We start from the raw sequence: 24,512 nt of genomic DNA, 5'->3' as shown, positions 1-24,512 counted from the left end.
GCGGCTCGCGAGTCGCGATGACGGGCGCGGTCATCGGGCCCGTCCCCGCCTCAGCGCTCGTCGATCGCGCGGACCAGACGCTCGACCAGGGTGGGCCACGTCCAGCGATCGATCATGAGCTCCCTGCCGGCGGTGCCCATCCGGGCGCGCGCATCGGCATCGGAGAGCTGGCGGGCGATCGCTTCCACGAGCGCGTCCTGGTCGCGCCCGTCAACCACGTTCCCGGTCACGCCCTCCACGACGGTCTCGGGCGCGCCACCGCTGGTCCCCGCGATGACGGGCAGTCCCGCCGCGGAGGCCTCGAGGAACACGATCCCAAGCCCCTCGACGTCGAGGCCCCCACCGCGCGTGCGGCAGGGCATGGCGAACACGTCCCCCATGGCCACGTGCCCGGGCAGCTCGTCGTAGGGGACCTTGCCGGTCAGGATGATGGAATCACGGGCGGGGGAGCCCCGCTTGAGGAGCGCCAGGCGGCGCGCGTAGGAGCCCCATCCCACGATGACCAGGCGGGCCCCCGGGACGCGCTCCACCACGCGCGGCCAGGCCTCGATGAGGGAGTCCTGGCCCTTGCGGGCCACGAGCCGGGACACGCACACCACCGTCGGGGCGCCCCCCAGCCGGTAGCGGGCGCGAAGCGCGGAGCGGGCGGCGGGATCGGGACGGAAGCGCTCGACGTCGATTCCGCTAGGAAGATGAGTGGTGAGGGTGCCCGATGGCATGAAGGGACTCAGGCGGCCGAGTGTGTACTCGGAGATGTAGGTGACGACGTCGGCGTCGCGGAGGATGCGGCGCAGGAGCCGGCGGGAGCCGGGCAGCATGGACCAGCCGACCTCGTGCCCGTGGGTGGTGGCGATGACGCGGCTCGCCCCGGCCCGCCTCGCGGCGCGGCCGAGCAGTCCGAGCGGTGCGGCGGCGCCGAACCAGACGGTCTCGATGCCGCGCTCGGCGATGAGCCCCCGCATCCTGCTCCGCACCTCCGGCGTGGGCAGGAGCATGTGGGTGGGCATGCGGACGACGTCGAAGCGCGCCTCGGAGTCGAAGGCCGCGGCTGCCTCGGGGCCCTCGGGGGGAGTGGAGGCCAGGACGGTCAGATCCGAGGGAGGCAGGCGGCGGGTGTAGTCGTCGAGGTAGGACTGGATCCCTCCCACGACGGGCGGGAAGTCGTTCGTGACGAGGAGTGTCCGGCGCATGCCGTGAGTCTAGAAGACCCCTCCGCCGAGACCGGTCGAAAACAGGAGCGAGACCGGTCGATATCAAGAGCGAGACCGGTTCCCCGTCCGCAGGGATGGCTGAGGCGCGCCGAGTGTCACTGGCGGCGCGCAGGTGGTTCCTCCTGCCGCCTGATCCGCGCCACCGACTGGACCAGCACCTGGCGCACGGAGGCGGTGGGCTTGCGGCGCGTCGAGCACGACAGTCCTGCGAGCAGGTCGTGCAGAAAATGCTCGTCATCGAGCCCGCCGACCGCTCTCATTCGCTCTCGCACCTAGTTGTCCAGCTCTCGCGGATGGATCTCCTCGATCGCGACGTGGTCGTACGGATAACGGCGGTAGCCAGTGAGCCCGGCCGGGTCAACGCCCTCCGGCCAGGCGAAGCCGTCCGGGTCGGTGAAGAGCCGCGCGCCGCGGATCAGGGCGCGGATCTGCCGCTTCCTCACGCTTCGGGCCTGCTGCATGCCGAAGTCGTAGCAGACCAGGCTGAGAAGCCTCTCCCGCGCTCGCGGGCCGCCCGCACGGGGATCACGACATCGATCTCGGCGGCGTCGGCGCCAATGAGTCGAATGTGGCGGCGGCGTCCGAGGGACGGTCTGACGGTCTCGCGACCCACTGGCGCGGAGTGAGGACATCCGGACCATCGAGGAGGATGTCGCGTTGCGCGCCTGCCGGCTCGAGAAGCAGATGGAGGCGCGAAGGGCATCGGACGTCGACCTGGAGCAGGGCGGCTCGCTCCGGGAGGATGCTGACGGTGATGCGGACATCCTCCAGGGGTGCCCACTGCTCAGCGCCCCGCTCATCGAGGTCACCGCCACGGGCGTCGACCGGCCGCAGGTGGATGGTCGTGGCGAGGCACAGCCCGGCGACAGGGGCGGCGGACCCATTGCTCAACCGTCCATCTCAGGCGAAGAGCTGCCGCTCGACTCGCTTCGAGCGATGCCTATGCGCTGACGTTGAGCTGTGACCTGAGTCCGGACGGCGTCGCGCGACCGGTCTCGCTCTTGTTTTCGACCGGTCTCGCTCTTGATATCGACCGGTCTCGGCAAGGGGGAGGGCTAGCCCTCGTCGGCGGTGCGCAGGATCTCGGAGAGGCGACGGGCGGCGGCCATGACCACGGCGCCGTGCATGCGGCCCGGCTGGCGGCCCATCCGCTCGATCGGCCCGGAGATCGACACGGCCGCGATCACCTTGCCGCTCGCGCCGCGCACGGGGGCCGAGACCGAGGCGACGCCCGGCTCCCGCTCGCCCACGGACTGCGCCCAGCCGCGCCGGCGCACCGCTGAGAGCATCGTGGCGTTGAAGCGCGCCCCCACCAGACCTCGGTGCAGCCTGTCCGGCTCCTCCCAGGCCAGCAGCACCTGGGCCCCCGAGCCGCCCAGCATGGACATCGTCGCCCCCACCGGGATCGAGTCCCGCAGGCCGATCGGGCGCTCCGCGTTGGCCACGCACACGCGCACGTCCCCCTGGCGGCGGTAGAGCTGGGCGGACTCGTGCGTCTTGTCGCGCAGGGCCGCCAGCACCGGGCCAGCGGCCGTGAGGAGGTGATCCTCGCCGGCGGCGGAGGCGAGCTCGGTCAGGCGCGGGCCGAGGATGAAGCGCCCCTGCGAGTCGCGCGAGACCAGTCGGTGGTACTCCAGGGCGACGGCGATGCGATGGGCCGTCGGCCTGGCCAGGTGCGTGGAGGAGACGAGCTGGGCGAGGGTCGCCGGGCCCGCCTCCAGGGCGCTCATGACGAGGGCCGCCTTGTCGATGACGCCCACACCGCTGCTGGTCTCTGACTCCAAGGCTTCGTCCATACTCTGATACTGCCATCCCGAGGGCTGAGATCTCAAGTAGTGTCGAGGATCCACGGCAACAGTGTGTCGTGAAAGACAGTGGGTGACGCTGAACGACGCCGAGCGACGCTGAGTGAAGGGGTAACGCGATGGGAATGACTCTCGCCGAGAAGGTATGGCGGGACCATGTGGTCAAGAAGGGGGCGGACGGCGCCCCCGACCTGCTCTACATCGACCTCCACCTCGTCCACGAGGTGACCAGCCCTCAGGCCTTCGAGGGGCTGCGCCTGGCCGGGCGCTCGGTCCGTCGCGCGGACCTGACGATCGCCACCGAGGACCACAACACCCCCACTGTCGACATCGACCTGCCGATCGCCGACGTCACCAGCCGCGCCCAGATCGAGACCCTTCGGGCCAACTGCGCCGAGTTCGGGGTCCGCATCCACTCCCTGGGCGACGCCGACCAGGGCATCGTCCACGCCGTCGGTCCCCAGCTGGGCCTCACCCAGCCCGGCATGACGGTGGTCTGCGGGGACTCCCACACCTCCACCCACGGCGCCTTCGGGGCGCTGGCCTTCGGCATCGGAACCAGCCAGGTCGAGCACGTGCTCGCCACCCAGACCCTGCCGGTGGCCCCCTTCAAGACCATGAGCGTGACCATCGACGGAGACCTGCCGTCCGGGTCGGGCGCCAAGGACATCATCCTGGCGATCATCGCGAGAATCGGCACTAACGGCGCCCAGGGGCACGTCATCGAGTACCGGGGCCGTGCCATCGAGGGCCTCTCCATGGAGGCCCGCATGACGATCTGCAACATGAGCATCGAGGGCGGCGCCCGCGCGGGCATGATCGCCCCCGACGAGACCACCTTCGCCTACCTCAAGGACCGCCCCCACGCCCCGCGGGGCGCCGACTGGGACGCCGCGCTCGAGTACTGGCGCACCCTGCGCACCGACGACGGCGCCGTCTTCGATACCGAGGTCGTCCTCACCGCGGCGGACATCGAGCCCTTCGTCACCTGGGGCACCAATCCCGGGCAGGGCCTGCCGATATCCGCGTCCGTCCCCGACCCCGCCGCCATCGCCGACGAGACCGAGCGCCGCGCCGCCGAGCGCGCCCTGGAGTACATGGATCTCACCCCCGGCACTCCGCTGCGGGACATCGCCGTCGACACCGTCTTCCTCGGCTCGTGCACCAACGGGCGCATCGAGGACCTGCGCGCCGCGGCTGACGTCCTGCGCGGACGCGCCAAGGCTGAGGGCGTGCGGATGCTCGTCGTCCCCGCCTCCGCCCGCGTCCGCCTCCAGGCCGAGGCCGAGGGCCTGGACCAGGTCTTCAAGAGCTTCGGCGCTGAGTGGCGCAACGCCGGCTGCTCCATGTGCCTGGGCATGAACCCCGACCAGCTCACCCCCGGAGAGCGCTGCGCCTCGACGTCGAACCGCAACTTCGAGGGCCGCCAGGGCAAGGGCGGGCGCACCCACCTGGTCTCGCCCGTCGTCGCCGCCGCCACGGCCGTGCGCGGGAGGCTGTCCACCCCCGCGGATCTGGAGCCGCTGGACGGGCCGAGCGCCACGGCCGGCCGGGCCGCCTGAGAGACACCGGGACGAGACAGGGAAGCAGGAGCACCATGGACAAGTTCATCCGCCACACCGGTATCGGCGCCCCGCTGCGCCGCAGCGCCGTCGACACCGACCAGATCATCCCCGCCGTCTACCTCAAGCGCATCACCCGCACCGGCTTCGACGACGCCCTCTTCGCCGGCTGGCGCGCCTCCGAGGCCGACTTCGTCCTCAACCAGGACGCCTACAAGCGCGCCTCCGTGCTCGTCGCCGGCCCCGACTTCGGCACCGGCTCCTCGCGCGAGCACGCCGTGTGGGCCCTCAAGGACTACGGCTTCAAGGTGGTCCTCGCCCCCCGCTTCGCGGACATCTTCCGCGGCAACGCCGGCAAGCAGGGCCTGGTCACCGGCATCATCAGCCAGGAGGACGCCGAGCAGCTGTGGAAGATCCTCGAGAACGAGCCCGGAACCGAGATCACCGTGGACCTCGAGGAGCGCTCCGTGACGTGCGCGGGCCTGCGCACCACCTTCGCCATCGACGACTACGTGCGCTGGTGCCTCATGGAGGGCCTCGACGACATCTCGCTGACCCTCACGCACGAGGACGAGATCGGCGCCTACGAGGCCGCGCGTCCCTCCTACAAGCCCGCCACCCTGCCCGCCCGCCACCTGCCCCCCGCCGAGGTCGTTCCCGCCCGCGGTGCGGAGATGCCCACACCCTGAGGGGGCCGGCCGGGCGCCTGGCCTCGCCTATGCTTGGTTGGCCCGCCGTCCCTGCGCCGGGCGGAGCGCGGGCCACGCCGCGCGGCGTTAAGGAGGTACGCATGGTCGACGGTCTTCTTCAGGTTGAGGGCGGCCGCCCGCTCAGCGGTGAGATCACCGTGCGGGGCGCGAAGAACCTCGTCCCCAAGGCGATGGTCGCGGCGCTTCTCGGCACGACGCCGTCGGTGCTCGGCAACGTCCCCCTCATCCGGGACGTCGAGGTGGTCTCCGGACTGCTGACCCTCCACGGCGTCCAGGTGGACTATGACCAGACCGCCGGCATCCTCCGCCTCGACCCCTCCCGTGTGGAGGCGGCCCACGTGGCGGACATCGACGCTCACGCCGGCAGCTCGCGCATCCCGATCCTGTTCTGCGGGCCGCTCCTGCACCGCCTCGGCGAGGCCTTCATCCCCGACCTCGGCGGCTGCCGCATCGGGGACCGCCCGATCGACTTCCACCTCGACATCCTGCGCAGCTTCGGCGCCGTCGTCGACAAGCTCGAGGCCGGCATCCGCCTGACCGCGCCCGATGGACTGCGCGGCACCGTCATCGAGCTGCCCTATCCCAGCGTCGGCGCCACCGAGCAGACGCTGCTCACCGCCGTGCGCGCCGATGGGCGCACCGAGCTGCGCGGCGCCGCCGTCGAGCCCGAGATCATGGACCTGGTGGACGTGCTGCAGAAGATGGGCGCCATCATCTCCGTGGACACCGACCGCATCATCCACATCGAGGGCGTCGAGGAGCTCGCCGGCTACCGCCACACCGCCCTGCCCGACCGCATCGAGACCGCCTCCTGGGCCTCCGCCGCCCTGGCCACCGGCGGCGACGTCTTCGTCCACGGCGCCCACCAGAGTCACATGACGACCTTCCTCAACATCTTCCGGAAGGTCGGCGGCGCCTTCGACGTGCGTGACGACGGCATCCGCTTCTACCACCCCGGCGGGGACCTGCGCTCCATCGTCGTGGAGACCAATGTCCACCCCGGCTTCATGACCGACTGGCAGCAGCCGCTCGTCGTGGCCCTCACCCAGGCCGACGGAGTCTCGATCGTCCACGAGACCGTCTACGAGAACCGCTTCGGCTTCACCAAGGCCCTGTGCAAGATGGGCGCGGCCATCCAGGTCTACCGCGAGTGCCTGGGAGGGACCGCCTGCCGCTTCGGACAGCGCAACTTCTACCACTCCGCCGTCATCTCCGGGCCCACGCCTCTGCGCGGCGCGGATATCGTCGTGCCCGACCTGCGCGGCGGCTTCTCCCACCTCATCGCTGCCCTGGCCGCCCAGGGGACGAGCCGCGTGGAGGGCATCAACCTCATCGACCGCGGCTACGAGCACTTCATGAGCAAGCTGGGCTCGCTGGACGCCAAGGTGGCCCGCCTGGCCTGACGCCCCGCGACACGAGGGCGCCGCGCCCGGCGAGGCGCGCGGCCGGGCCCGATCCGGCTAGAGTCGTGCCGTGCCCCAGAAGCGTCCTATGAGCCTGTTCTACCGCTTCGCCTCGCGCGGAGCGATCATCCCGTTCCTCAAGCTCGTCTCGCGCCAGCGCGTGACCGGTGCCGAGCGCTTCCCCGCCGACGGCGGCTTCATCGCCGTGGCCAACCACCTGTCCAATATCGACGCCCTCACCGCCATGCGCGCGCTCGTGGACGCCGATATCCCCGCCTACTCCCTGGCCAAGGCCAGTCTGTTCAAGATCCCCGTGGTCGGGCGGGTGCTGCGCGCCGGCGGCCAGATCCCCGTTGAGCGCGGCACGGCGAGCGCCTCCGACGCTCTGCGGGAGGCCGAGAGGATCCTCGCCGACGGCGGCGTCATCATGATCTTCCCCGAGGGCACCCTGTCCCGCGACCCCTTGAAGTGGCCGATGGTCGGTAAGACCGGCGCGGCCCGCCTGGCCATGCGCACCGGCGCGCCCGTGGTCCCCATGGCGCAGTGGGGCGGTCAGGACATCATGGACACCTGCACCGACGCCTTCCACCCCTTCCCGCCCAAGCCCGTCACAGTGCGCGTGGGCGAGCCCCTGAGCCTCTCCCGCTTCGGCAGCGACACCGACGACCACGACGCCGTGCGCGCCTGCACCGCTGAGATCATGCGCGCCATCACCGCCGAGCTCGAGGTCATCCGGGGCGAGAGGGCGCCCCGCCCCTTCGACCCGCGCTACGACATCGACCACGGCCCCGGGGCCTACGGCGAGCGCCGGCCCGACCCCGGCCCGGCCCGGGAGGCGACCTCCGGTGAGGCCGCCCGACCCGGGTCCGGGGCCGACGATGCCCCGGGCGGCCGCGGCGAGTCGGAGGGGGCCGGGCAGTGACCGGCCAGGGCGCGCCGGCTCGCGCCGCCATCATCGGATCGGGAGCCTGGGGCACCGCCTTCGCCTCCCTTATCGCCGAGGCCGGCGGCAGCGCCACGATCTGGGCGCGCCGGGCCGAGATCGCTGAGGAGATCAACGCCGGCGCTAACGAGCGCTACCTGCCCGGCCTGCGGCTGCCCGCCGGCGTGCGGGCGACGACGGACATGGTCGCGGCCGCCAGCGGCGCCGACACGGTCGTCGTCGCCGTGCCCTCCCAGGCCGCCCGGGGGATCGTCGCCCCACTGGCGGGGCGCCTCGAGGAGGGCGCCGCCGTCGTCTCCCTCATGAAGGGCATCGAGCTGGGCACCGGGATGCGGATGAGCGAGGTCATGGGCCAGGTCCTCCAGGTGGGGCCCGAGCGCCTCGCCGTCGTCTCCGGCCCCAACCTCGCCGACGAGATCGCCGCGCGGCAGCCCACCGCCACCGTCATCGCCGCGGCGGACGAGGGCCTGGCCGCGCGCGTGGCCGCCGCCTGCGCCACCGCTGCCTTCCGCCCCTACACGAACACCGACGTGCTCGGCGTCGAGCTGTGCGGGGCGGTCAAGAACATCATCGCGCTCGCCGTCGGCATGGCCGCCGGCCGGGGCTACGGCGACAACTCCAAGGCCACGATCATCACCCGGGGCCTGGTGGAGATCACCCGCCTGGGCCTGGTCCTGGGCGCGAGCCCCGAGACCTTCGCGGGCCTGGCCGGGATGGGCGACCTCGTGGCCACCTGCTCCTCACCGCTGAGCCGCAACCAGTCCTTCGGCCGTCACCTCGGCGAGGGCATGAGCGTGGACGAGGCCGCCGCGGCCTCGCGGGGCGTGGCCGAGGGCGCCAAGTCGGCGCGCGCCGTCCTCGACCTCGCCGCCCGGCACGGCGTTGAGATGCCGATCACCGCGGGAGTGGTGGCCGTCGTGGAGGGGGCGGCGAGCGTCGAGGAGGTCAACGACGCGCTCCTGGCTCGCCCTCGCAAGGCCGAGGGCGTCCACGGCGAGCGGATCGACTGAGGGCCCGGCCCCCGCCCCGGGAGCAGGGGGCCGAGCCCGTCCGGGGCGCACCGCTCAGGGATGCTTGACGTCCACGACGAGGCGCGTGGGCGAGCTGAGCGCGAAGACCCGGTAGGACCGCGACGAGGTTCCCAGGACCAGCTGGTACTGGGCCTCGACGGTCGGGTCGTAGTAGACCGAGGCGATCGCGGGCATGCCCAAGTCCGCGCTGAGGGCCTTCTGGGCCGACGCGATCTCCTCAGCGGAGGAGGGCATGCGCGCGCCCGTTCCGAGAACGCGCAGGATGTGGGCGCCGGAGGGATGGATCGGGTCGCCCTTGCCCTGCGTGCCCGCGTCGGCGACCCAGTCCGCGCGCCAGCCGGGCGCCCCCTCCCCGCTCAGGTCGACGACGACGCGGTCGTAGTCCTCATGCGTCCCCGTGCGCACGCCGGTCACCAGGAGGCTCGCCGCGTCGCCGGCCGCCTGCGCGGAGCCCGTCTCCACCCAGGGCGCGTCGGCGCCCGTCTCGGACGACTCCGAGGCGGTGGCGATCGCGGTGGTGGTGGTGGGCAGGGGCTCCCCGGTGGCGGCGGCCCCATCCGCGGCGGCGCTGGTGGCCGGGCCCGCGCCCGAGGCGCTGGGGGCGGAGGGCTCGGGGGCGGCGGCGGGGCCGCAGGAGGCCAGCGCCAGGGAGGACAGGGACGCGAGGCCGGAGGCGGTGAAGATGCGGCGGCTGGGCGCGGTGGTCATGGTTCCTCCTCGTGGGCGGTGGTGGGACGACAATAGCGCCTCGTGTCCCACGGCGCGGCCCGGAGCGCTTACGGGCCGGGCCTGGGAAACGCCTCGCGACCTCGAAGGAGAGGGAAGATCGTCCGTCCAGTGGGATGAACGGGGACGATGCGCAACAATGCTATCTATTTTCGGTCTCTTTGCGGTAACTCCGCCAATACTGGCGTCGACCGGCAGTATATTCTCGATCGGCGTTTAATATGCCCATTCCCCTGGGGTGTCTGCATGCCTCCCCTGTCGGACTGGAACTGAAAGATGTGGAGGAATGCTCGTGCCGTCCCAATCCCATGGCCGGATGCCGCGCCATCGCCTAGGCCGAATGGTGTCGAGAGCGTCGATGATCCTGATCATCGTCGCCATGGCGTCATTGTTGCTCGCGCTCCCGGTGCTCCCCGGCGCGCTGCCCCGCGCGTCGGCCGTCAACTCCTGCGCCGGCAGCCTGTCCGAGTTCGCCTGGCAGCCGGGTCCCAATGTCACTCAAATCGATGGTGAGAGCACGTACCGGAGCAGGGGCGGTCAGCTGGCCCGCCTCCAGTGGAAATGGACGGTCGACGCCAACGCCAATCCAGGCGACACCATCACGATGAAGCTGCCTGATCTCGTCGAGGTCTACCCCCTCCTGAAGCCTTTCGATGTCTATGACGGCGCGGGTGAAAAGGTCGGCACTGTCACCTGGGGCGCCGGCGGGGGCGCCACGGTCACGCTCACCCTCGGTGACTACGTGAGCAACCACGGATCGGTCTCGGGGTCCGCGTTCATCAACATCGTGTGGACGCAGGGGGCGGCTGTCGGCAAGCACGACCTCCTCTTCAAGGGGTGCAGGGGTGAGGCGACGCTGAAGTCCGAGCTCCTGCCCGAGCCCCCGGCCGGCATATTCGCCATCAGCTCCAAGTACGGCCAGGTCGACTCGGCGAGGAATCAAGTTGTCTGGAGCTTCGGCCTTGGCAGCGCCACGAAGCAGAACTACTCCGAGGAGCAGCCGGTGATCGAGGACCCGGGCGGCGATGGTTATACTCTCACCTGTGATAAATTGACCATAGACAACATCACGCCGCGCCCGTACGACAAGGTGGTGTACAACAAGAACTTTCTTGACAAGAGCAGGTACAACTGCGAGAAATTCGGTGAGCGCGGCATCAGGGTGACGATCAACAAGAACGCGGACGGCAACTACATCGATCGCTATGAGTCGTACTTCATGAGGATGTACGGCGATCTCGATCCCAACTACAAGGACTACGAGAAGCTCCACAACACCCTGCAGGTCAAGAACGGACCCGATGCCCAGAACGGCCCTGATTATGAGGTGTCCGGCGACGCGGAGGTCCCCGACGCCGGCGGAGCGGGCTCCGGCAAGCAGGTCAAGTTCTCCATCCAGAAGGAAGTGAGCGGGCCCGCCCCCGACGGGGCCAAGTACTCCTTCGAGTACAAGTGCCTGGGAGACCGGTTCGCCCCACTGGCCCCCGTGGCCTCCGGCGAGACGACCAGCAGCGCCACAACCAAGTCCTCGGCCGCGTGCACGATCAGGGAGAAGGATGTCCCCAGAGGCGTGACGGTGTCCTATGAGCTCCTGAATCCCGAGTCAGGGGCGACGCTGACCCCGGGCCCGGATGGTGAGACCACCCTGACGTTCAAGCTGGATTCCCAGGCGGATGTCAAGATCAAGGCGACCAACGCCTTCCCCGCTGAGCTCCCCGCTTTCGCGGTGAAGAAGGAGACCTCTGACGGCGGCTTCGTCGTCGGCTCCACCGCGAGCTCCCTGCGCCGCTCCTACAGCGTGACGGTGACGAACACGGGAACGGGGCGGGGGACGTCCCCGGAGGTCGTCGACATCCCCTCGGCTCCCCGAGGATTCTCGATCGACAGGGTCGAGGTCGACGGCGCCAAGGTGGAGAAGGATCAGGCCGGGTACTACGTGACCCGGGGCGATGAGCTCGACGTCAACGCCTCCAAGACCCATGAAGTGGTCATCACGTACAGCGTCGATCCAGCGGCCATGGACTCGGGGAGCCTTGAGCTCCTCGGCGAGTGCCAGACGGGCGGGGCCGCCGCCGACTCGACGAAGGGCCTGTACAACAAGGTCACCATGGAGCAGGACTCCGATGGTGATGCCAACAACGATGCCTGCACCACTGGTGAGGACCGGCGGGGGCGGGTCACATGGACCAAGATCGACGCCGACACCCGCCAGGCCCTGGCTGGATCCGAGTGGGAGATGAGCGGCGAGGGGATCCCCGCCGGCACGGTCATCACCGACTGCGTCGCCGATAGCGCGGAGTCGTGCGCCCCTCAGGGCGGCCACGACCCGGCGGCTCTCTACGACCACGATCCGAAGCCGGGCGCTTTCGACGTCCAGAACCTCCCCCTGGCGAACTCCTGGCGGAAGCTCAAGGAGTCCAAGGCTCCCGCGGGATATCTGACCGACAAGCGGGCGAAGAACTTCATCACCCACCCCGGCGCCCCTCATCACAATTTCGAGAAGCCTTTCGAGAACTCCAAATCACCGGTGCCGATGCTCCCGCTCACCGGAGGGATGGGATCGGATGCCTTCCTCATCAGCGGAGGCGTCGTCTTCCTCCTGGGGGTCGCCTGGGAGGCGGCCCGCAGGGCCCGATCCAGGAGGCTGCCCGCGGCCCTATGAGTCCGTGGTGTGAGTGAGCGGCGGGTAGCCTGGGCCCATGTCTGAGACCCTGGAACCCGCCGCTCCTGCCGCAGAACCCGCCGTCGACGCCTCCGGGGCGCCCGCCGCCCGAGCCCTGCCGGCGCCCGGCAGGCGCGCTCGCGTCGCCGTGGTCTTCGGGGGGCGCAGTGGGGAGCACGCGATCTCCTGCGCCACCGCCGCCGGGGTCCTGTCCGCCATCGACCGGGATCGCTACGAGGTCGTGCCCATCGGCATCACCATGGAGGGGCAGTGGGTCCTCGTCGACGACGATCCCGCCGCCCTGGAGCTCCGGGACGACGCCCCGCCCGTGCGGGTCACCGCCGAGGGCATGGGGCGCGGCGAGCTCGCCATGCGCCTGGGAGGGGGAGCGCCGGTGACCCTGACCCAGGCCGGCCCGAGCGTCCTGGAGGCCATCGACGTCGTCCTGCCCCTCCTGCACGGCCCCTACGGCGAGGACGGCACCATCCAGGGAATGCTCGAGATGATGGGCCTGCCCTATGTGGGCTGCGGGGTCCTGGCCTCCGCGGTGGGCATGGACAAGCAGGTCACCAAGGTCCTCCTCGCTGACGCCGGGATCCCCACCGCGCCGCACGTCGTCGTCGGCCCTCACGCCTGGAAGCGCGACCCTGAGGCGATCCTCACCGCCTGTCAGGACCTCTCCTACCCGCTCTTCGTCAAGCCCGCCCGCGCGGGCTCCTCCCTGGGCATCACGAGGGTGGAGTCCCCCGATCGCCTGCGCGCCGCCATCGAGGCCGCCCGCGAGGTGGACCCCAAGGCGCTCGTGGAGTCCGGGATCGAGGGCCGCGAGATCGAGGTCGCCGTCCTGGGGGGCCGCGGCGACGACGCCCCGCGCGTGGCCGAGCCCGGCGAGATCAGCATGGACGCCGCCCACGGTGCCGGCGAGTTCTACGACTACGAGACCAAGTACCTGGCGCACGACGCCGTCGCCATGCTCTGCCCGGCGCCCATCTCCGCCCAGGAGCGCGAGCTGCTCATGGACACCGCCGCCCGCGCCTTCGAGGCGATCGGCGCCGAGGGCCTGGCGCGCGTGGACTTCTTCCTGACCCCCGACGGGCGCGCGATCGTCAACGAGGTCAACACGATGCCCGGCTTCACGCCCTTCTCCATGTACCCCTACATGTGGCGCGAGAGCGGCATGACCTACCCCGAGCTCGTCACCGAGCTCATCGAGCTGGCCCTGGCCCGTCCCGCGGATGTCAACCGCTGAGGGCCCGGGCGCGCGGGTCCCCACCCCCCAGGGGCGGGAGCGCACCGCCCTGACGGTCGCGGACCTCGGCGAGGAGTGCCTGCTGGCCCGCCTCGCCCCGCTACTGCCCCACGCGGCGGGCGAGGTCGTCGGCACGGGCGACGACTGCGCCGTCCTCGCCGCGCCGGACGGCCACTGCGCCGTGAGCACCGACGTGCTCGTCGAGGGCCTGCACTTCCGACTCGATTGGTCCACGCCGGAGCAGGTGGGCAGGCGCGCCGCCGCTCAGAACCTCGCCGATGCCGCCGCCATGGGAGCCCTCCCCACGGCGCTGACCGTGGGGCTCGCCATGCCCGGGACGACGCCGGTCGCCTGGGTGGAGGGGATGGCCGCCGGCCTGGGCGAGGCCTGCCGCGAGTGCGGGGCCGGCGTGGTCGGCGGGGACCTCGTGGGTGGTCGCTCCATCGTCATCTCCGTGACCGTCCTGGGCGATCTCCAGGGCCGCGCCCCCGTGCTCCGCTCCGGGGCGCGGCCCGGGGACGCGATCGTCCACGTGGGCGCCCCGGGACGCAGCGCCGCGGGACTGGCCCTGCTCAGCGCTGGGATCGGGGACGGGGACGCACCGGTCCTCCAGGGGCGGGACCAGGATCCCGCGCTCGCGGGATCACCCCGCGCCCTCGGCGTCGCCGCGACCAGCGCTGAGGCGCGGGCCTGCCTGGAGGCCTTCCGCGCGCCCCGCCCGCCCCTGGAGGCAGGCCCCGCCCTGGCGCGGTCCGGCGCGAGCGCGATGATGGACGTCTCGGACTCCCTGCTGCGCGATGGCGACAGGATCGCCCGCGCGAGCGGCGTCATCCTCGACATCGACGAGCCCGCTCGGGGAGGCGGCGCGCTCGCGGGCGCGATGGCCTCGCTCATGCCGGTGGCGCGCCTGCTCGCCGATGACGAGGCCGCCGCCGCGGTGATCGCCCGCGCGTGGGTGCTCACCGGGGGAGAGGACCACGGGATGCTGGCAACGGTGCCCGCGGAGAACCTGGGCGCGCTCGTGGGCGGCGCGCACGGGCTCCCGGACGGGGCGCGGGTCATCGGCCGCGTGCGCGAGGCGGGCGACGGCGAGCCGCCGGGCGTGCGCGTGGGAGGGCGTGCCCCCGAGGCCGGCCTCGGCTGGGACCACTTCGGCGGGTGAGGCCCTCGCGGGGCGCGCGGTCCGCCCCGGCGCCGATCACCGCGTCACGCCGGCGGGCATGAGCGTCGACCACGACATGAGCCCGATCATGACGAAGGCTGCCGCCCCATGGGGCGGCAGCCTCGACGTTGGGCCTCGGCGGGCGGGCGCGCGCTCAGACGTTGCGCGTGACCTTGCCGGCCTTGAGGCAGGACGTGCACACGTTGAGGCGCTTGGGGGCGCCCTTCACGAGCGCGCGCACGCGCTGGATGTTCGGGTTCCACCGGCGGTTGGTCCGCACGTGGGAGTGCGAGACGCTCTTGCCGAAGATGGGGCCCTTGCCGCAGACGTCGCACACAGCAGCCACGGATCTCTCCTGATCTTCCTTGCTTCAACGCTGGGGCCTCCTCGGCCCCGCGCCAGGTCTTACCGCCCGAGGCCGCGCCTCAGGCAACCAGGACACAATAGCGGAACCCCGCGCCGCGCCCCAACCAGCGTCGGCGTGGGCTCAGGCACACGGCGACGGTACCCTGTCCCCAGGCGCGCCGCCGATCGGGCGCGCGCATCATGATGAGCGACAGGGGAGGACGCCGCCATGGGACCACGCGCGATCAGCGACCCCGGCCCAGCCCCCCGCCTGGACGCCCCGGCCCTGCGCCGCTGGCTCGCCCTGGCCGCCTCCGTCGCCGAGCGCTCCCGGAACCTGGTGGACTCCCTCAACGTCTTCCCCATCCCTGACGCCGACACCGGAACCAACGTCCTGCTCACCCTGCGCTCCGCCCTCGACGCCGCCGGCCTCCTGCCCCCCGGCGCCGATGCCGCCCAGACCGCTCGGGCCATCGCCGACGGCGCCATCCGCGGCGCGCGCGGCAACTCCGGGCTCCTCGTCTCCCAGGCCCTCGCCGCGCTGGCCGAGGCCTGCGCGAGCGCCCCCGATCCCGCCGGTCTGCGCCCCGTCGAGCTCGTCCACGCCCTGGAGCGGATGGCCTCCAGCACCTGGGCGGCCGTCTCCCGGCCCGTCACCGGCACCCTGCTCACCGTGGCCGCCGACGCCGCATCGGCCGCCCGCGACGCCCTCGCCGCCGCCGGCCCCGAGCAGCCCGCCACCCCGGTCCTCATCGCCACTGCCGCCGCCCTCGGCGCCCAGGAGAGCGTCGTCGAGACCGGGGGGCTCGGGCACGGTCCCGTCGACGCCGGCGGCGCCGCCCTCATGCTGCTGCTCACCAGCCTCGCCGACACTCTCGACACCGCCGCCCTCCCAGCCCCGGGCCCCGTCCCCAGCCCCGCCACCGACGTGTCCCTCCAGATGCTCACCGATCTCGCCGCCGGCGGCGCCCCCCACCAGGGCGCGGGCGCGCAGGCCGAGGACGTGTCCACCGGCGAGTTCGAGGTCATGTACCTCCTGGAGGCCACCAGCGCCCAGGCCTCCCGCCTGCGGACCGCCCTGGAGCGGATCGGCGACTCCGTGGGCGTCGTCGGCACCCCCGACGCCCTCGGCGTGGGCCTCTTCCAAGTCCACGTCCACACCGACACCCCCCGTGCCGCCCTGCCCCGGGTCGGCCGCGCCCGCCAGATCTGCGTCCACCATCTCGCCCCCACCCAGCTCATCGCCGGGGCCGACGAGCCCCCCGCCCCCTGGCTGGAGGCCGGCGGGGGCGACAGCCGCGTCGTCTCCTTCGAGCGGCTCGCCGCGCGCCGCGCCCGCCGGGGCGCCGGTGGGCCGGTCCCGCGCCCCGCCCACCCGCGCCCCGCCTCGCGCGTCGGCGTCATCGCCTGCACCCGCGCCCCCGGCCTCATCGAGCAGCTCGCTCGCGCCGGCGCCGCTGTCGTCCTCGATCCTAGGCGCGAGGGCATCACCCGCGCCGCCGGGGACCTGGGCGCCGACGAGGTCATCGTCCTGCCCTGCGACGACGCCGCCACCGCCGCCGCTCACGAGGCCGCCCGGGCCCTGGCGGCCCGCGCTGCCAGCGCGGCCCCCGGCGGGGGAGAGGGCACCCACCTGACCATCGGCGACACCGACGACGAGGCCCAGGTCCTCGCCGCCACCGTCGCCCTGGCAGGCCAGGCCGAGCGCGAGGGCGCCCAGATCGGCGATCTCGCCCGCCGCGCCTGGCGCGCCGCCGCCCACGTGCGCACCACCGCGCTCAACGGGGCCGCCGCCGAACCCGACGCCGTCGCTCGTGCCGTCACCGCCTCCCTGCGCGCTGACGACGAGATCCTCACCGTCATCCTGGGCCGCTCCGCCCTCCCCGACGTCGGCTTCATGGCCCGTGAGGCGGCCGAGCGCCCCACCTGGACCGTCGCCGACCCCTATGGCGGGGAGGACGACGGCGGCGCCAGCGCCGTGGACGGCGCGGACGCCGTCGAGGTCATCGTCCTCGCCGGCGACCAGCCCACCCCCGACGTGCTCCTCGCATTCGAATGACGCGGTGAGGAAGCGTCCATGAGCCCGAGCCCGCCCCACGGCCCAGCCGCTGGCGCTCCCGGCGCCACGAGCCGCCCGCCCGGCTCCGTCCCCTTCCTGCTCCGCCCGCTGGACAAGGTCCTGGGCAAGCGCGCCGCCGATCAGCTCGCCAAGCAGGGCGCCACCACCGTGGCCGGGCTGCTGCGCCTCCTGCCGCGCCGCTACGACACCTGGGGCGAGCTCACCGACCTCGCCACCCTCGCCGAGGGGGAGCAGGCCACCCTCCAGGCCGAGGTCGTCCGCTCGGCGGCCCGCCGCACGCGCTCCGGCCGCCCGCCCGCCATCCTCGAGGCCACCGTCACCGACGGCTCTGGCCTCATGGACGTCGTCCTCTTCGGCGCCGCTGGGCTCATGAGCGCCTACGCGGCCCAACTCGCCCCCGGCTCGACCGTCCTGCTCAGCGGCAAGGTCGGCATGAGACAGGGCCGTCGTCAGCTCGCCAGCCCCCGCTTCCAGGTCCTCACCGATCTCGACGACGCCGAGCGAGATGCCCTCCTGGCCCGTCCCGTCCCCATCTACCCGGCCACTGACGCCCTGCCCTCCTGGCGGGTCGCCAAGGCCGTGCGCGCCGTCCTCGACCAGCTCGCCCCCGAGGACGTCCCCGACCCCGTCCCCGCCGATCTGCGCGACTCCGAGGGCCTTATCGACGCCCTCACCGCCTACCGGTGGGTCCACGTGCCGGAAGACTCCTCCCAGTGGAAGGCCGCCAGGGCTCGCCTGCGCCATGAGGAGGCTCTTATCACCCAGACCGCGCTGGCGCAGCGGCGGGCCGAGCATTCCGCGACCCGCACCGCCGTCGCCTGGCCCGAGCCGGAGGCCAGCGGGAGCCTGCGGGCCGCCCTCGACTCATCCCTGCCCTTCTCGCTCACCGAGGGCCAGAGGCGCGTCGGCGACGAGCTCGCCGCGGCTCTGGCCTCCGCCACCCCCATGCAGCGCCTCCTCCAGGGCGACGTCGGCTCAGGCAAGACCCTCGTCGCCCTGCGCGCCATGGCCCAGGTGGTCGGCGGCGGAGGGCAGGCCGCCCTCCTCGCCCCCACCGAGGTCCTGGCCGCCCAGCACCGCGACTCCCTCGTCGCGCTGCTCGGCCCCCTGGCCAGCGCCGGGACCCTTGAGTCCTCCCTGCTCACCGCGCCCGGTCAGGCGCCCGCCCCCACGACAGCGCTCCACCTGCTCACCGGCTCCACCCCCGCCCCCGAGCGGCGCCGCATCCTCGCCGCGCTGGCCGGGGGGGAGCCCGGAATCGTCGTCGGCACCCACGCCCTGCTCTCCGAGACTGTCCGGATGCCCTTCCTCGGGCTCGTCGTCGTCGACGAGCAGCACCGCTTCGGCGTGGCCCAGCGCGACGCCCTGCGCGAGCGCCCCGGCATCACCGACCCCGCCACCGGCCAGGTCCGCGCCCCCCACCTGCTCGTCATGACCGCCACCCCCATCCCGCGCACCATCGCCATGACCGTCTTCGGGGACCTCGCCACGAGCGTCCTGGACGAGCTGCCCGCCGGGCGAGGCCCCGTGGAGACCTTCCTCGTGCCCTGGGAGCGCCAGGGCTGGGTGGAGGGGCTGTGGCGCCGCGCCGCCACCGAGATCGCCGGCGGCGGGCGGGTCTACGTGGTCTGCCCGCGCATCGAGGCCGGCGACGACGCCACGACGGGGGAGGAGGCCCCCGAGCCCCCCGCTGCCGGGGCGGACCCGCTCGATGGCGTCGCCGGGGGAGCGGGGGACGGCGCCCCCGCCCGGGCGCTCGCCGCCGTCGAGGACTGGGCCGGGCGCCTCGCCTCCGAGCCGGCCCTGGGCGGGGCCGGGGTCGGCGCCCTGACCGGTCGCATGACCTCGGCGGAGAAGGACGCCGCCATGCGGGCCTTCGCCTCTGGAACCGCCCCCGTTCTCGTGGCCACCACCGTCATCGAGGTCGGGGTCGACGTCCCCGAGGCCACCATGATGGTCATCCTCGACGCAGACCGCTTCGGCCTGTCCCAGCTCCACCAGCTGCGCGGGCGCGTGGGCCGGGGCGGAAGGCCCTCGGTGTGCATGGCTGTCACCGGGGCCGAGGTCGGCTCCCCCGCCTACCACCGGCTGCGCGCCTTCGCCTCCACCCTTGACGGCTTCGCGCTGGCCGAGGCCGACCTCGATCTGCGCAGCGAGGGCAATGTCCTGGGCGCCGCCCAATCCGGGCGCCGCAGTGATCTCGACCTGCTGCGGGTGCGGCGCGACGCCGCCCTCATCGAGCGCGCCCGCGCCCAGGGGGAGGCCATCATCGCCGCCGACCCGGCGCTGGCCGAGCACCGCGCGCTCGCGGCCGCCATCGCCGACCGGCTCGACGACGAGGCCCGCGCCTACCTCGAGCGCTCCTGAGCGCCGTCGCTCATGGGGGAAGCGGCCGTCCGACGGTGGCGCCCACCCGCTCGCATCCGCCGTCGCCCCGCCCGGCGCGCGATCGTGGAAGAGGGGCGAGCGCCCCGCGACCGCCGCCGACGGGCTCGGGTCCGTCCACCGATGACCGCAGGCCGCCCGGGGCACCGACACGGCCTGCCAGCACGGGCGATCAGTCGCGATCAGTCGGCGCCGGGGGCGGGCTCGGCGAACCAGACCGTGGTCTCGCCGTACCTCTTCGAGGCGAAGCGGCGCAGGCCCGCGGGCCACTCCGGCTCGCCCGAGCGCGCGGCTCGCTCGACGACGACCACCGAGGCCTCGGCCAGCCACGGGTCCTCCTCGCGCGCCAGCGGGGCGAGGATCGCGTCGAGGCCCGCTGCGTCCATGCCGTAGGGCGGGTCGATGAGCACCAGGTCCACTGGCGCTCCCGCGACGCCGGCCAGGTACCCCGCGGCGCTCGCCCTGACCGCCCGCACGCCCGCCAACCCCAGTGAGCACGCGTTGCGCCGGCACGCGGTCACCGCGCCTCTCGCGGAATCCACGAGCACCACCTCGACGGCCCCCCGGCTCGCCGCCTCCAGTCCCAGGGCCCCCGAGCCCGCGCACAGGTCCAGCACGCGAGCGCCCTCGACCACCCCCAGGTGCTCCAGGCGGGAGAACAGGGCCTCGCGTACGCGCTCGGAGGTGGGGCGCGTCCCCGACACCGGCACCTCGAGCCGCCGGCCGCCGGCACTGCCCGCCACGATCCTCGTCATGGGCCGGAGCCTACGCGACCCCGCGCCGTAGGGGCCCACCCGGCTCCCTCCGGCGCGCGTCCCGCACGCGCGCCAGCCTCGCCGCTAGCGTGGAGCCATGCCCATGTCGTCCGAGCCCGCCCCGCCGTCCCCGCCGACAGCGCCCCCCGCGAGCGCCCTGGCGGTCTACCCGGGCAGCTTCGACCCCATCACCCTGGGCCACATGGACATCATCCGCCGTGCGGTCGCCCTCTTCGACGAGGTCATCCTCGGCATCGCCCACAACCCCGCCAAGGCCGGGCGCCACCTGCTCGACATCGACACCCGCGTGCGACTCGCCCGCGACGCCGTCGAGGGCATCGAGGGCGCGCGCGTCGAGATCATCCCCGGGCTGCTAGCCGACTTCTGCCGGGAGCGCGGGGCCAGGGCCATCGTCAAGGGCCTGCGCAACGGCGCCGACCTCGACGCCGAGGCCCCCATGGCACTGGCCAACCGGGAGCTCGGCGGGCCCGAGACACTCCTGCTCATCGCCTCCCCGGCCCACGCCCACGTCTCCTCCTCCCTGGTCAAGGACATCGCCTCCCACGGCGGCGACATCGCCCCCTACGTCCCGCCCGCCGTCGCCACCGCGCTCTCCCAGCGCCTGGCCTCCACTCCCGGGCCCTGACCGCCCGCGCCCGGGCCCTCAGACCACTTCACCCGCACCCTCCTGAAGGAGTCAGCCGTGACCAAGCCGCACGACGCGTCAGACGACCTCCTCGACATCCTCGACGCCCTCGACGAGCTCATCGCCACCGCGCGCTCCATGCCGATGAGCGCCTCGGCGATCGTCAACCGGGACGACGCCCTCGACCTCATCGACCGCGCCCGCCGCTCCGTGCCCACCGCCATCCACCGCGCCCAGGCGATCGTCGCCGACGCCGACGCCGTCCTGGCCCGCAGCCACGACGAGGCCGAGCGCATCGTGGTCCACGCCCACGAGGAGGCCGAGCAGATCGTGGCGGGGGAGAACATCGTGCGCATGTCCAACGACCGCGCCGACGAGATCATCGCCGCCGCCGAGGAGCGCGCCTCCTCCCTGCGCAGGGGCGCCGATGAGTACTCCGACCGCTCCCTGGCCACCTTGGAGGCCGAGATCGCCAAGATCTCCGAGCAGATCCGCTCCGGGCGCGAGGTCCTCGCCTCCCGCCTGGGCGCCTGGGACGGCATCATCGGTGGCCAGGCCGACTCCGCCGACTCCCAGCGCTCATCGTGGTGACACCACCGGCGCGAGGGGTCCTTCTCACGACGGCGCGCGCCATGAGAGCGCGCGCGGGGCGCCGCCCAGCGAGTACATTCGGCGCGTTCGCACTCCTGGAGGGATCATGACCGGACTCGTCGTCGACATCCTCGACCTGCCACCGACCATCGGCGCCACCAAGCAGATCCACCTCGACCTGGCCGCGCCCGAGGACCTGGGCACCGAGGTCATCGGAGCGGAGCCCGGCAGCCCGCTCGTCGTCGACGCCGCCCTGGTCTCGATGGAGGACGGCGTGCTCGTGCGCGGCAGCGCCCAGGCGCGCATCCACGGCGAGTGCGTGCGCTGCCTGACCGGCATCGACGAGGATCGGGAGATCGCCTTCGATGAGCTCTACCTCCTGCCCGACAAGGCCGCCGAGGCCCGCGCTGACGAGGAGGACGAGGAGGCCGACGACCTCTTCGTCGCCGGGGAGACCACCATCGACCTCGAGCCGGCCCTGCGGGACGCCCTCATCCTCGGCCTGCCCACGCGCCCCCTGTGCCGCCCCGACTGCGCCGGCCTGTGCTCGCAGTGCGGGGAGCGGCTCGACGACCTGCCCGCCGACCATCACCACGACTCCATCGACCCCCGCTGGGCCGCCCTGTCCGAGCTGCTGCCCGGCTCCGACGAGGAGCAGGACTGATGGGGCGCCGCACCCCGCCCCCCGCTCGCGACGACGTCCAGACGCTCCTGTACCGCTGGGGCGAGCAGATCGACCCCGAGCTGCTGGACCTCGCCCTGACCCACCGCTCCTGGGCCCATGAGAACGGCGGCCTGCCCACCAATGAGCGGCTGGAGTTCCTCGGCGATTCCGTGCTCGGCATCGTCGTCACCGAGCGGCTCTTCCGCTCCCACCCCGATTCCCCGGAGGGCCAGCTCGCCAAGATGCGCGCCGCCACCGTCTCCGAGCCGGCCCTGGCCGCCGTGGCCCGCGACCTGGGCCTGGGGGAGTTCATCAAGCTCGGCAAGGGGGAGGCCCTCTCCGGGGGGAGGGACCGCGCCTCCATCCTCTCCGACACCGTCGAGGCCCTCATCGGCGCCACCTACCTGACGGCCGGGCTGGAGCCCACGCGCGCCGTCGTCGAGAGGATCGTCTCCCGCTTCCTGGCCACCGCCCGCACCCGCGGCGCCGGACTGGACTGGAAGACCAGCCTCCAAGAGCTCGCGGCCGCCCACTCCATGGGCCTGCCCTCCTTCGCGGTCGACGGCGTCGGCCCGGACCACGACCGCTCCTTCTCCGCCCGCGCCATCATCGACGGCGAGGTGATGGGCGAGGGCGAGGGCCGCTCCAAGAAGATCGCCGAGCACGCCGCCGCTGAGGCCGCCTACGCCGCGATCCTCGCCGTCAAGGGCGATGGCGGACTCGATCTGCCCGGCGTCAACGAGGCCCTCAGGCAGGACCTGGCCGACCACTCGCGGCGCGCGGTCTCCTCGTCCGCTCCCGCGCGGACGGCCACGGGCCCACGGGGCTGAGCCCGTGCCTGAGCTCCCCGAGGTCGAGGCCGTCCGCGCGGGCCTCGCCCGGCACCTGACGGGACGGCGGATCGCCGACGTCGAGATCCTCAACTCCCGGCCCCTGCGCCGCCAGGACGGCGGACCGGAGGCCTTCGTCCGGGAACTGCGCGGGCGCGCCATCACCGGCGCCGCGCGCCGGGGAAAGTTCCTGTGGCTCCTCCTTGACGACGGGCGGGCCCTGTCGGCTCACCTCGGCATGAGCGGCCAGCTCCTCGTGCGCGGAACCGCCGCCCCAGCGGTCGCCGCCGTGCCCGGCGCCCATCTCAGCCCTCCAGGCGAGTCGCCGCCGGACCTGACCGCCACTCGCGCCCCGAGCCTCGTGCGCGATCTGTCCTCCCACCCCCGGCACCTGCGCATCCGGCTGCTCCTGGCCCCCGAGCCCGGGGACGCCCCCGGTGGCGCGGCCCTGGACCTCGTCGACCAGCGGATGCTCGGCGGGATGCGCGTCACCGGCCTCGTCCCCACTCCCGACGGCGCCCCGGGCGGGAAGGGCTCGCCAGAACCGCTCGTGCCCGCCGATGCCGCCCACATCGCCCGCGACCTCCTCGACCCGGCCCTGGACTGGACGGCCGCCGTCACCAGGGCCCGATCCTCGCGCCGCGCCATCAAGGCCGTCCTGCTCGACCAGGGCATCATCTCCGGGATCGGCAATATCTACGCCGACGAGGGCCTGTGGCACGGGGGAGTCCACGGCCTGCGACCGGCGGCCTCGCTGAGCCGGCGGGCGGTGGAGCGCGTCCTGAGGGCCACGGGGAGCGTCATGGAGCGGGCCCTGGCCGTGGGAGGCACCAGCTTCGACGCGCTGTACGTCGATGCCGAGGGCGCCCCCGGCTATTTCGCGCGGTCGCTGGCCGTCTACGGACGGGCGGGCCGCGAGTGCCGGCGCTGCGGGGCCCTCCTGCGCTCCGAGGTGATCAGCGGTCGCTCCCACACGTCGTGCCCCCGCTGCCAGACGCGCCCCCGGGCGCTCAGGACGCGCGGATGAGCCCGGGCGGGGCGACCTTTGTGACGCAGGTCCTCAGACGCTGCTAGTGTCAGGCGCATGCCGAATGCTGCAACGCCCGGGACGGTCCGCGTCATGATCGTGGACGACCACGAGATCGTCCGCCGCGGGATCGCCGAGATCATCGACCGAGCGGACGGCATGGAGGTCGTGGCCGAGGCGGCCTCGAAGGCGGAGGCCGTGCGCCGCGCCGAGCTCGTGCGCCCCGACGTCATGCTCGTCGACCTCCAGCTGCCCGACGGCACCGGCATCGAGGTCATGCGGGAGATCCGAGACTCCGTGCCCACCGCCCTGCCGATCGTCCTGACCTCCTTCGACGACGACGAGGCCCTCGCCGAGGCGCTTGAGCTCGGGGCCCGCGCCTACCTGCTCAAGACCGTGCACGGCGCGGAGATCAGCGACGTCGTGCGCGCGGTGGCCTCCGGGCGCGTCCTGCTGGATGAGCGCACGGTCACGCGCCGCCGCGCCGACCACGATGACCCCACCGCCGAGCTCACCAACGCCGAGCGCAAGGTCCTCGAGCTTATCGGCGACGGCCTGTCCAACAGGGAGATCGGCGAGAGGCTGGGCGTGGCGGAGAAGACCGTCAAGAACCACATCACCTCGCTGCTGGCCAAGATGGGCCTCCAGCGCCGCACGCAGGTGGCCGCGTGGGTCGCGGGGCAGCGGGCCTCTGGCTGGCGCAACAACAGCTGAGACCCGGCCCC

General features: G+C 73.1%; 24 protein-coding genes. 17 read left to right on the top strand and 7 right to left on the bottom strand.

Features of this window, described 5'->3' with window-relative positions:
• Positions 1-50: 50 nt before the first annotated feature.
• The 3 genes from ABXS69_RS07500 to ABXS69_RS07490 all read right to left on the bottom strand — a co-directional run bounded on the left by ABXS69_RS07500 (position 51) and on the right by ABXS69_RS07490 (position 1,672).
• On the bottom strand, positions 51-1,190 hold the full coding sequence (locus ABXS69_RS07500; RefSeq protein WP_366180093.1) for a glycosyltransferase family 4 protein: 1,140 nt from the start codon (positions 1,188-1,190) through the stop codon (positions 51-53).
• A 116-nt stretch (positions 1,191-1,306) separates the two neighbouring features.
• Positions 1,307-1,471 carry a hypothetical protein gene (locus ABXS69_RS07495; RefSeq protein ID WP_366180092.1) on the bottom strand — a complete coding sequence of 55 codons (165 nt, stop codon included), beginning with the start codon at positions 1,469-1,471 and terminating at the stop codon, positions 1,307-1,309.
• 12 nt (positions 1,472-1,483) lie between these two features.
• On the bottom strand, positions 1,484-1,672 hold the full coding sequence (locus ABXS69_RS07490) for a hypothetical protein (RefSeq protein ID WP_366180091.1): 189 nt from the start codon (positions 1,670-1,672) through the stop codon (positions 1,484-1,486).
• Positions 1,673-1,868: 196 nt separating this feature from the next.
• Here ABXS69_RS07490 and ABXS69_RS07485 point away from each other — a divergent pair, with 196 nt between their 5' ends.
• Complete coding sequence (locus tag ABXS69_RS07485; RefSeq protein ID WP_366180090.1) at positions 1,869-2,162, top strand: hypothetical protein; 294 nt, start codon at positions 1,869-1,871, stop codon at positions 2,160-2,162.
• 104 nt (positions 2,163-2,266) lie between these two features.
• Here the strand turns inward: ABXS69_RS07485 and ABXS69_RS07480 are convergent, their stop codons facing one another.
• Positions 2,267-3,007, bottom strand: a complete 741-nt coding sequence (locus tag ABXS69_RS07480) for an IclR family transcriptional regulator (RefSeq protein WP_366180089.1) — start codon at positions 3,005-3,007, stop codon at positions 2,267-2,269.
• Positions 3,008-3,135: 128 nt separating this feature from the next.
• Between ABXS69_RS07480 and leuC the strand changes: the two genes are divergently transcribed.
• The 5 genes from leuC to ABXS69_RS07455 all read left to right on the top strand — a co-directional run bounded on the left by leuC (position 3,136) and on the right by ABXS69_RS07455 (position 8,644).
• Entirely contained in the window at positions 3,136-4,578 is a 1,443-nt protein-coding gene (gene leuC / locus ABXS69_RS07475) for a 3-isopropylmalate dehydratase large subunit (protein WP_366180088.1), read from the top strand.
• 35 nt (positions 4,579-4,613) lie between these two features.
• A complete protein-coding gene (leuD, locus tag ABXS69_RS07470; protein ID WP_366180087.1) occupies positions 4,614-5,267 on the top strand; it encodes a 3-isopropylmalate dehydratase small subunit in 654 nt (217 codons plus the stop codon).
• Between the two features lie 101 nt (positions 5,268-5,368).
• Positions 5,369-6,691, top strand: a complete 1,323-nt coding sequence (gene murA, locus ABXS69_RS07465; protein WP_366180086.1) for a UDP-N-acetylglucosamine 1-carboxyvinyltransferase — start codon at positions 5,369-5,371, stop codon at positions 6,689-6,691.
• 88 nt (positions 6,692-6,779) lie between these two features.
• Positions 6,780-7,613, top strand: coding sequence for a lysophospholipid acyltransferase family protein (locus ABXS69_RS07460; RefSeq protein ID WP_366181566.1), 834 nt, complete (start codon positions 6,780-6,782; stop codon positions 7,611-7,613).
• On the top strand, positions 7,610-8,644 hold the full coding sequence (locus ABXS69_RS07455; protein WP_366180085.1) for an NAD(P)H-dependent glycerol-3-phosphate dehydrogenase: 1,035 nt from the start codon (positions 7,610-7,612) through the stop codon (positions 8,642-8,644). The genes ABXS69_RS07460 and ABXS69_RS07455 overlap by 4 nt, the downstream gene beginning before the upstream one ends.
• Before the next feature lie 54 nt (positions 8,645-8,698).
• On the opposite strand, the gene ABXS69_RS07450 is transcribed toward ABXS69_RS07455, so the two are convergent.
• A complete protein-coding gene (locus ABXS69_RS07450; RefSeq protein WP_366180084.1) occupies positions 8,699-9,373 on the bottom strand; it encodes a hypothetical protein in 675 nt (224 codons plus the stop codon).
• 397 nt (positions 9,374-9,770) lie between these two features.
• On the opposite strand from ABXS69_RS07450, the gene ABXS69_RS07445 reads away from it, so the two are divergent.
• The 3 genes from ABXS69_RS07445 to thiL are packed head-to-tail and all read left to right on the top strand — an operon-like array spanning position 9,771 to position 14,464.
• Positions 9,771-12,053 (top strand): Ig-like domain-containing protein, encoded by a 2,283-nt coding sequence (locus tag ABXS69_RS07445; RefSeq protein WP_366180083.1) that lies wholly within the window; start codon positions 9,771-9,773, stop codon positions 12,051-12,053.
• Between the two features lie 37 nt (positions 12,054-12,090).
• Positions 12,091-13,302 carry a D-alanine--D-alanine ligase family protein gene (locus ABXS69_RS07440; protein WP_366180082.1) on the top strand — a complete coding sequence of 404 codons (1,212 nt, stop codon included), beginning with the start codon at positions 12,091-12,093 and terminating at the stop codon, positions 13,300-13,302.
• Positions 13,289-14,464: a thiamine-phosphate kinase gene (gene thiL, locus ABXS69_RS07435; protein ID WP_366180081.1), complete on the top strand. Its 1,176-nt coding sequence runs from the start codon at positions 13,289-13,291 to the stop codon at positions 14,462-14,464. Before ABXS69_RS07440 ends, thiL begins: the two co-directional genes overlap by 14 nt.
• Before the next feature lie 154 nt (positions 14,465-14,618).
• Here the strand turns inward: thiL and rpmB are convergent, their stop codons facing one another.
• Positions 14,619-14,810, bottom strand: a complete 192-nt coding sequence (gene rpmB / locus ABXS69_RS07430) for a 50S ribosomal protein L28 (RefSeq protein WP_017178316.1) — start codon at positions 14,808-14,810, stop codon at positions 14,619-14,621.
• Positions 14,811-15,038: 228 nt separating this feature from the next.
• Here rpmB and ABXS69_RS07425 point away from each other — a divergent pair, with 228 nt between their 5' ends.
• Both ABXS69_RS07425 and ABXS69_RS07420 read left to right on the top strand, forming a co-directional pair.
• Positions 15,039-16,868 (top strand): DAK2 domain-containing protein, encoded by a 1,830-nt coding sequence (locus ABXS69_RS07425; RefSeq protein ID WP_366180080.1) that lies wholly within the window; start codon positions 15,039-15,041, stop codon positions 16,866-16,868.
• Between the two features lie 108 nt (positions 16,869-16,976).
• A complete protein-coding gene (locus ABXS69_RS07420) occupies positions 16,977-19,256 on the top strand; it encodes an ATP-dependent DNA helicase RecG (protein WP_366181565.1) in 2,280 nt (759 codons plus the stop codon).
• 200 nt (positions 19,257-19,456) lie between these two features.
• On the opposite strand, the gene rsmD is transcribed toward ABXS69_RS07420, so the two are convergent.
• Entirely contained in the window at positions 19,457-20,029 is a 573-nt protein-coding gene (gene rsmD, locus ABXS69_RS07415; protein ID WP_366180079.1) for a 16S rRNA (guanine(966)-N(2))-methyltransferase RsmD, read from the bottom strand.
• A gap of 97 nt (positions 20,030-20,126) precedes the next feature.
• On the opposite strand from rsmD, the gene coaD reads away from it, so the two are divergent.
• From coaD to ABXS69_RS07385, 6 genes are all read left to right on the top strand, one after another.
• On the top strand, positions 20,127-20,675 hold the full coding sequence (coaD, locus tag ABXS69_RS07410; RefSeq protein WP_366180078.1) for a pantetheine-phosphate adenylyltransferase: 549 nt from the start codon (positions 20,127-20,129) through the stop codon (positions 20,673-20,675).
• Positions 20,676-20,732: 57 nt separating this feature from the next.
• On the top strand, positions 20,733-21,266 hold the full coding sequence (locus ABXS69_RS07405) for an ATPase (protein ID WP_366180077.1): 534 nt from the start codon (positions 20,733-20,735) through the stop codon (positions 21,264-21,266).
• Positions 21,267-21,372: 106 nt separating this feature from the next.
• Positions 21,373-21,930 (top strand): DUF177 domain-containing protein, encoded by a 558-nt coding sequence (locus tag ABXS69_RS07400; RefSeq protein WP_366180076.1) that lies wholly within the window; start codon positions 21,373-21,375, stop codon positions 21,928-21,930.
• Positions 21,927-22,760 carry a ribonuclease III gene (rnc, locus tag ABXS69_RS07395; RefSeq protein WP_366181564.1) on the top strand — a complete coding sequence of 278 codons (834 nt, stop codon included), beginning with the start codon at positions 21,927-21,929 and terminating at the stop codon, positions 22,758-22,760. The genes ABXS69_RS07400 and rnc overlap by 4 nt, the downstream gene beginning before the upstream one ends.
• Before the next feature lie 4 nt (positions 22,761-22,764).
• Positions 22,765-23,787, top strand: a complete 1,023-nt coding sequence (gene mutM, locus ABXS69_RS07390) for a bifunctional DNA-formamidopyrimidine glycosylase/DNA-(apurinic or apyrimidinic site) lyase (RefSeq protein WP_366180075.1) — start codon at positions 22,765-22,767, stop codon at positions 23,785-23,787.
• Positions 23,788-23,844: 57 nt separating this feature from the next.
• On the top strand, positions 23,845-24,501 hold the full coding sequence (locus ABXS69_RS07385) for a response regulator transcription factor (protein ID WP_366180074.1): 657 nt from the start codon (positions 23,845-23,847) through the stop codon (positions 24,499-24,501).
• Positions 24,502-24,512 lie beyond the last annotated feature (11 nt).

The sequence above is a fragment of the Actinomyces timonensis genome (assembly GCF_040702965.1).
GTDB lineage: Bacteria > Actinomycetota > Actinomycetes > Actinomycetales > Actinomycetaceae > Actinomyces > Actinomyces timonensis_A.
The sequence above is the reverse complement of the archived record's forward strand: the minus strand, read 5'-3'. Positions and strand labels throughout refer to the sequence as shown.

Coding starts and splice junctions, on each gene's coding strand:
- rsmD (WP_366180079.1), bottom strand. CDS start 20,029: ATGACGAGGATCGTGGCGGGCAGTGCCGGCGGCCGGCGGCTCGAGGTG.
- ABXS69_RS07400 (WP_366180076.1), top strand. CDS start 21,373: ATGACCGGACTCGTCGTCGACATCCTCGACCTGCCACCGACCATCGGC.
- ABXS69_RS07440 (WP_366180082.1), top strand. CDS start 12,091: ATGTCTGAGACCCTGGAACCCGCCGCTCCTGCCGCAGAACCCGCCGTC.
- ABXS69_RS07425 (WP_366180080.1), top strand. CDS start 15,039: ATGGGACCACGCGCGATCAGCGACCCCGGCCCAGCCCCCCGCCTGGAC.
- ABXS69_RS07480 (WP_366180089.1), bottom strand. CDS start 3,007: ATGGACGAAGCCTTGGAGTCAGAGACCAGCAGCGGTGTGGGCGTCATC.
- murA (WP_366180086.1), top strand. CDS start 5,369: ATGGTCGACGGTCTTCTTCAGGTTGAGGGCGGCCGCCCGCTCAGCGGT.
- coaD (WP_366180078.1), top strand. CDS start 20,127: ATGCCCATGTCGTCCGAGCCCGCCCCGCCGTCCCCGCCGACAGCGCCC.
- ABXS69_RS07385 (WP_366180074.1), top strand. CDS start 23,845: ATGCCGAATGCTGCAACGCCCGGGACGGTCCGCGTCATGATCGTGGAC.
- leuC (WP_366180088.1), top strand. CDS start 3,136: ATGGGAATGACTCTCGCCGAGAAGGTATGGCGGGACCATGTGGTCAAG.
- ABXS69_RS07460 (WP_366181566.1), top strand. CDS start 6,780: ATGAGCCTGTTCTACCGCTTCGCCTCGCGCGGAGCGATCATCCCGTTC.
- ABXS69_RS07445 (WP_366180083.1), top strand. CDS start 9,771: ATGGCGTCATTGTTGCTCGCGCTCCCGGTGCTCCCCGGCGCGCTGCCC.
- ABXS69_RS07490 (WP_366180091.1), bottom strand. CDS start 1,672: ATGCAGCAGGCCCGAAGCGTGAGGAAGCGGCAGATCCGCGCCCTGATC.
- ABXS69_RS07450 (WP_366180084.1), bottom strand. CDS start 9,373: ATGACCACCGCGCCCAGCCGCCGCATCTTCACCGCCTCCGGCCTCGCG.
- thiL (WP_366180081.1), top strand. CDS start 13,289: ATGTCAACCGCTGAGGGCCCGGGCGCGCGGGTCCCCACCCCCCAGGGG.
- ABXS69_RS07500 (WP_366180093.1), bottom strand. CDS start 1,190: ATGCGCCGGACACTCCTCGTCACGAACGACTTCCCGCCCGTCGTGGGA.
- ABXS69_RS07495 (WP_366180092.1), bottom strand. CDS start 1,471: ATGAGAGCGGTCGGCGGGCTCGATGACGAGCATTTTCTGCACGACCTG.
- leuD (WP_366180087.1), top strand. CDS start 4,614: ATGGACAAGTTCATCCGCCACACCGGTATCGGCGCCCCGCTGCGCCGC.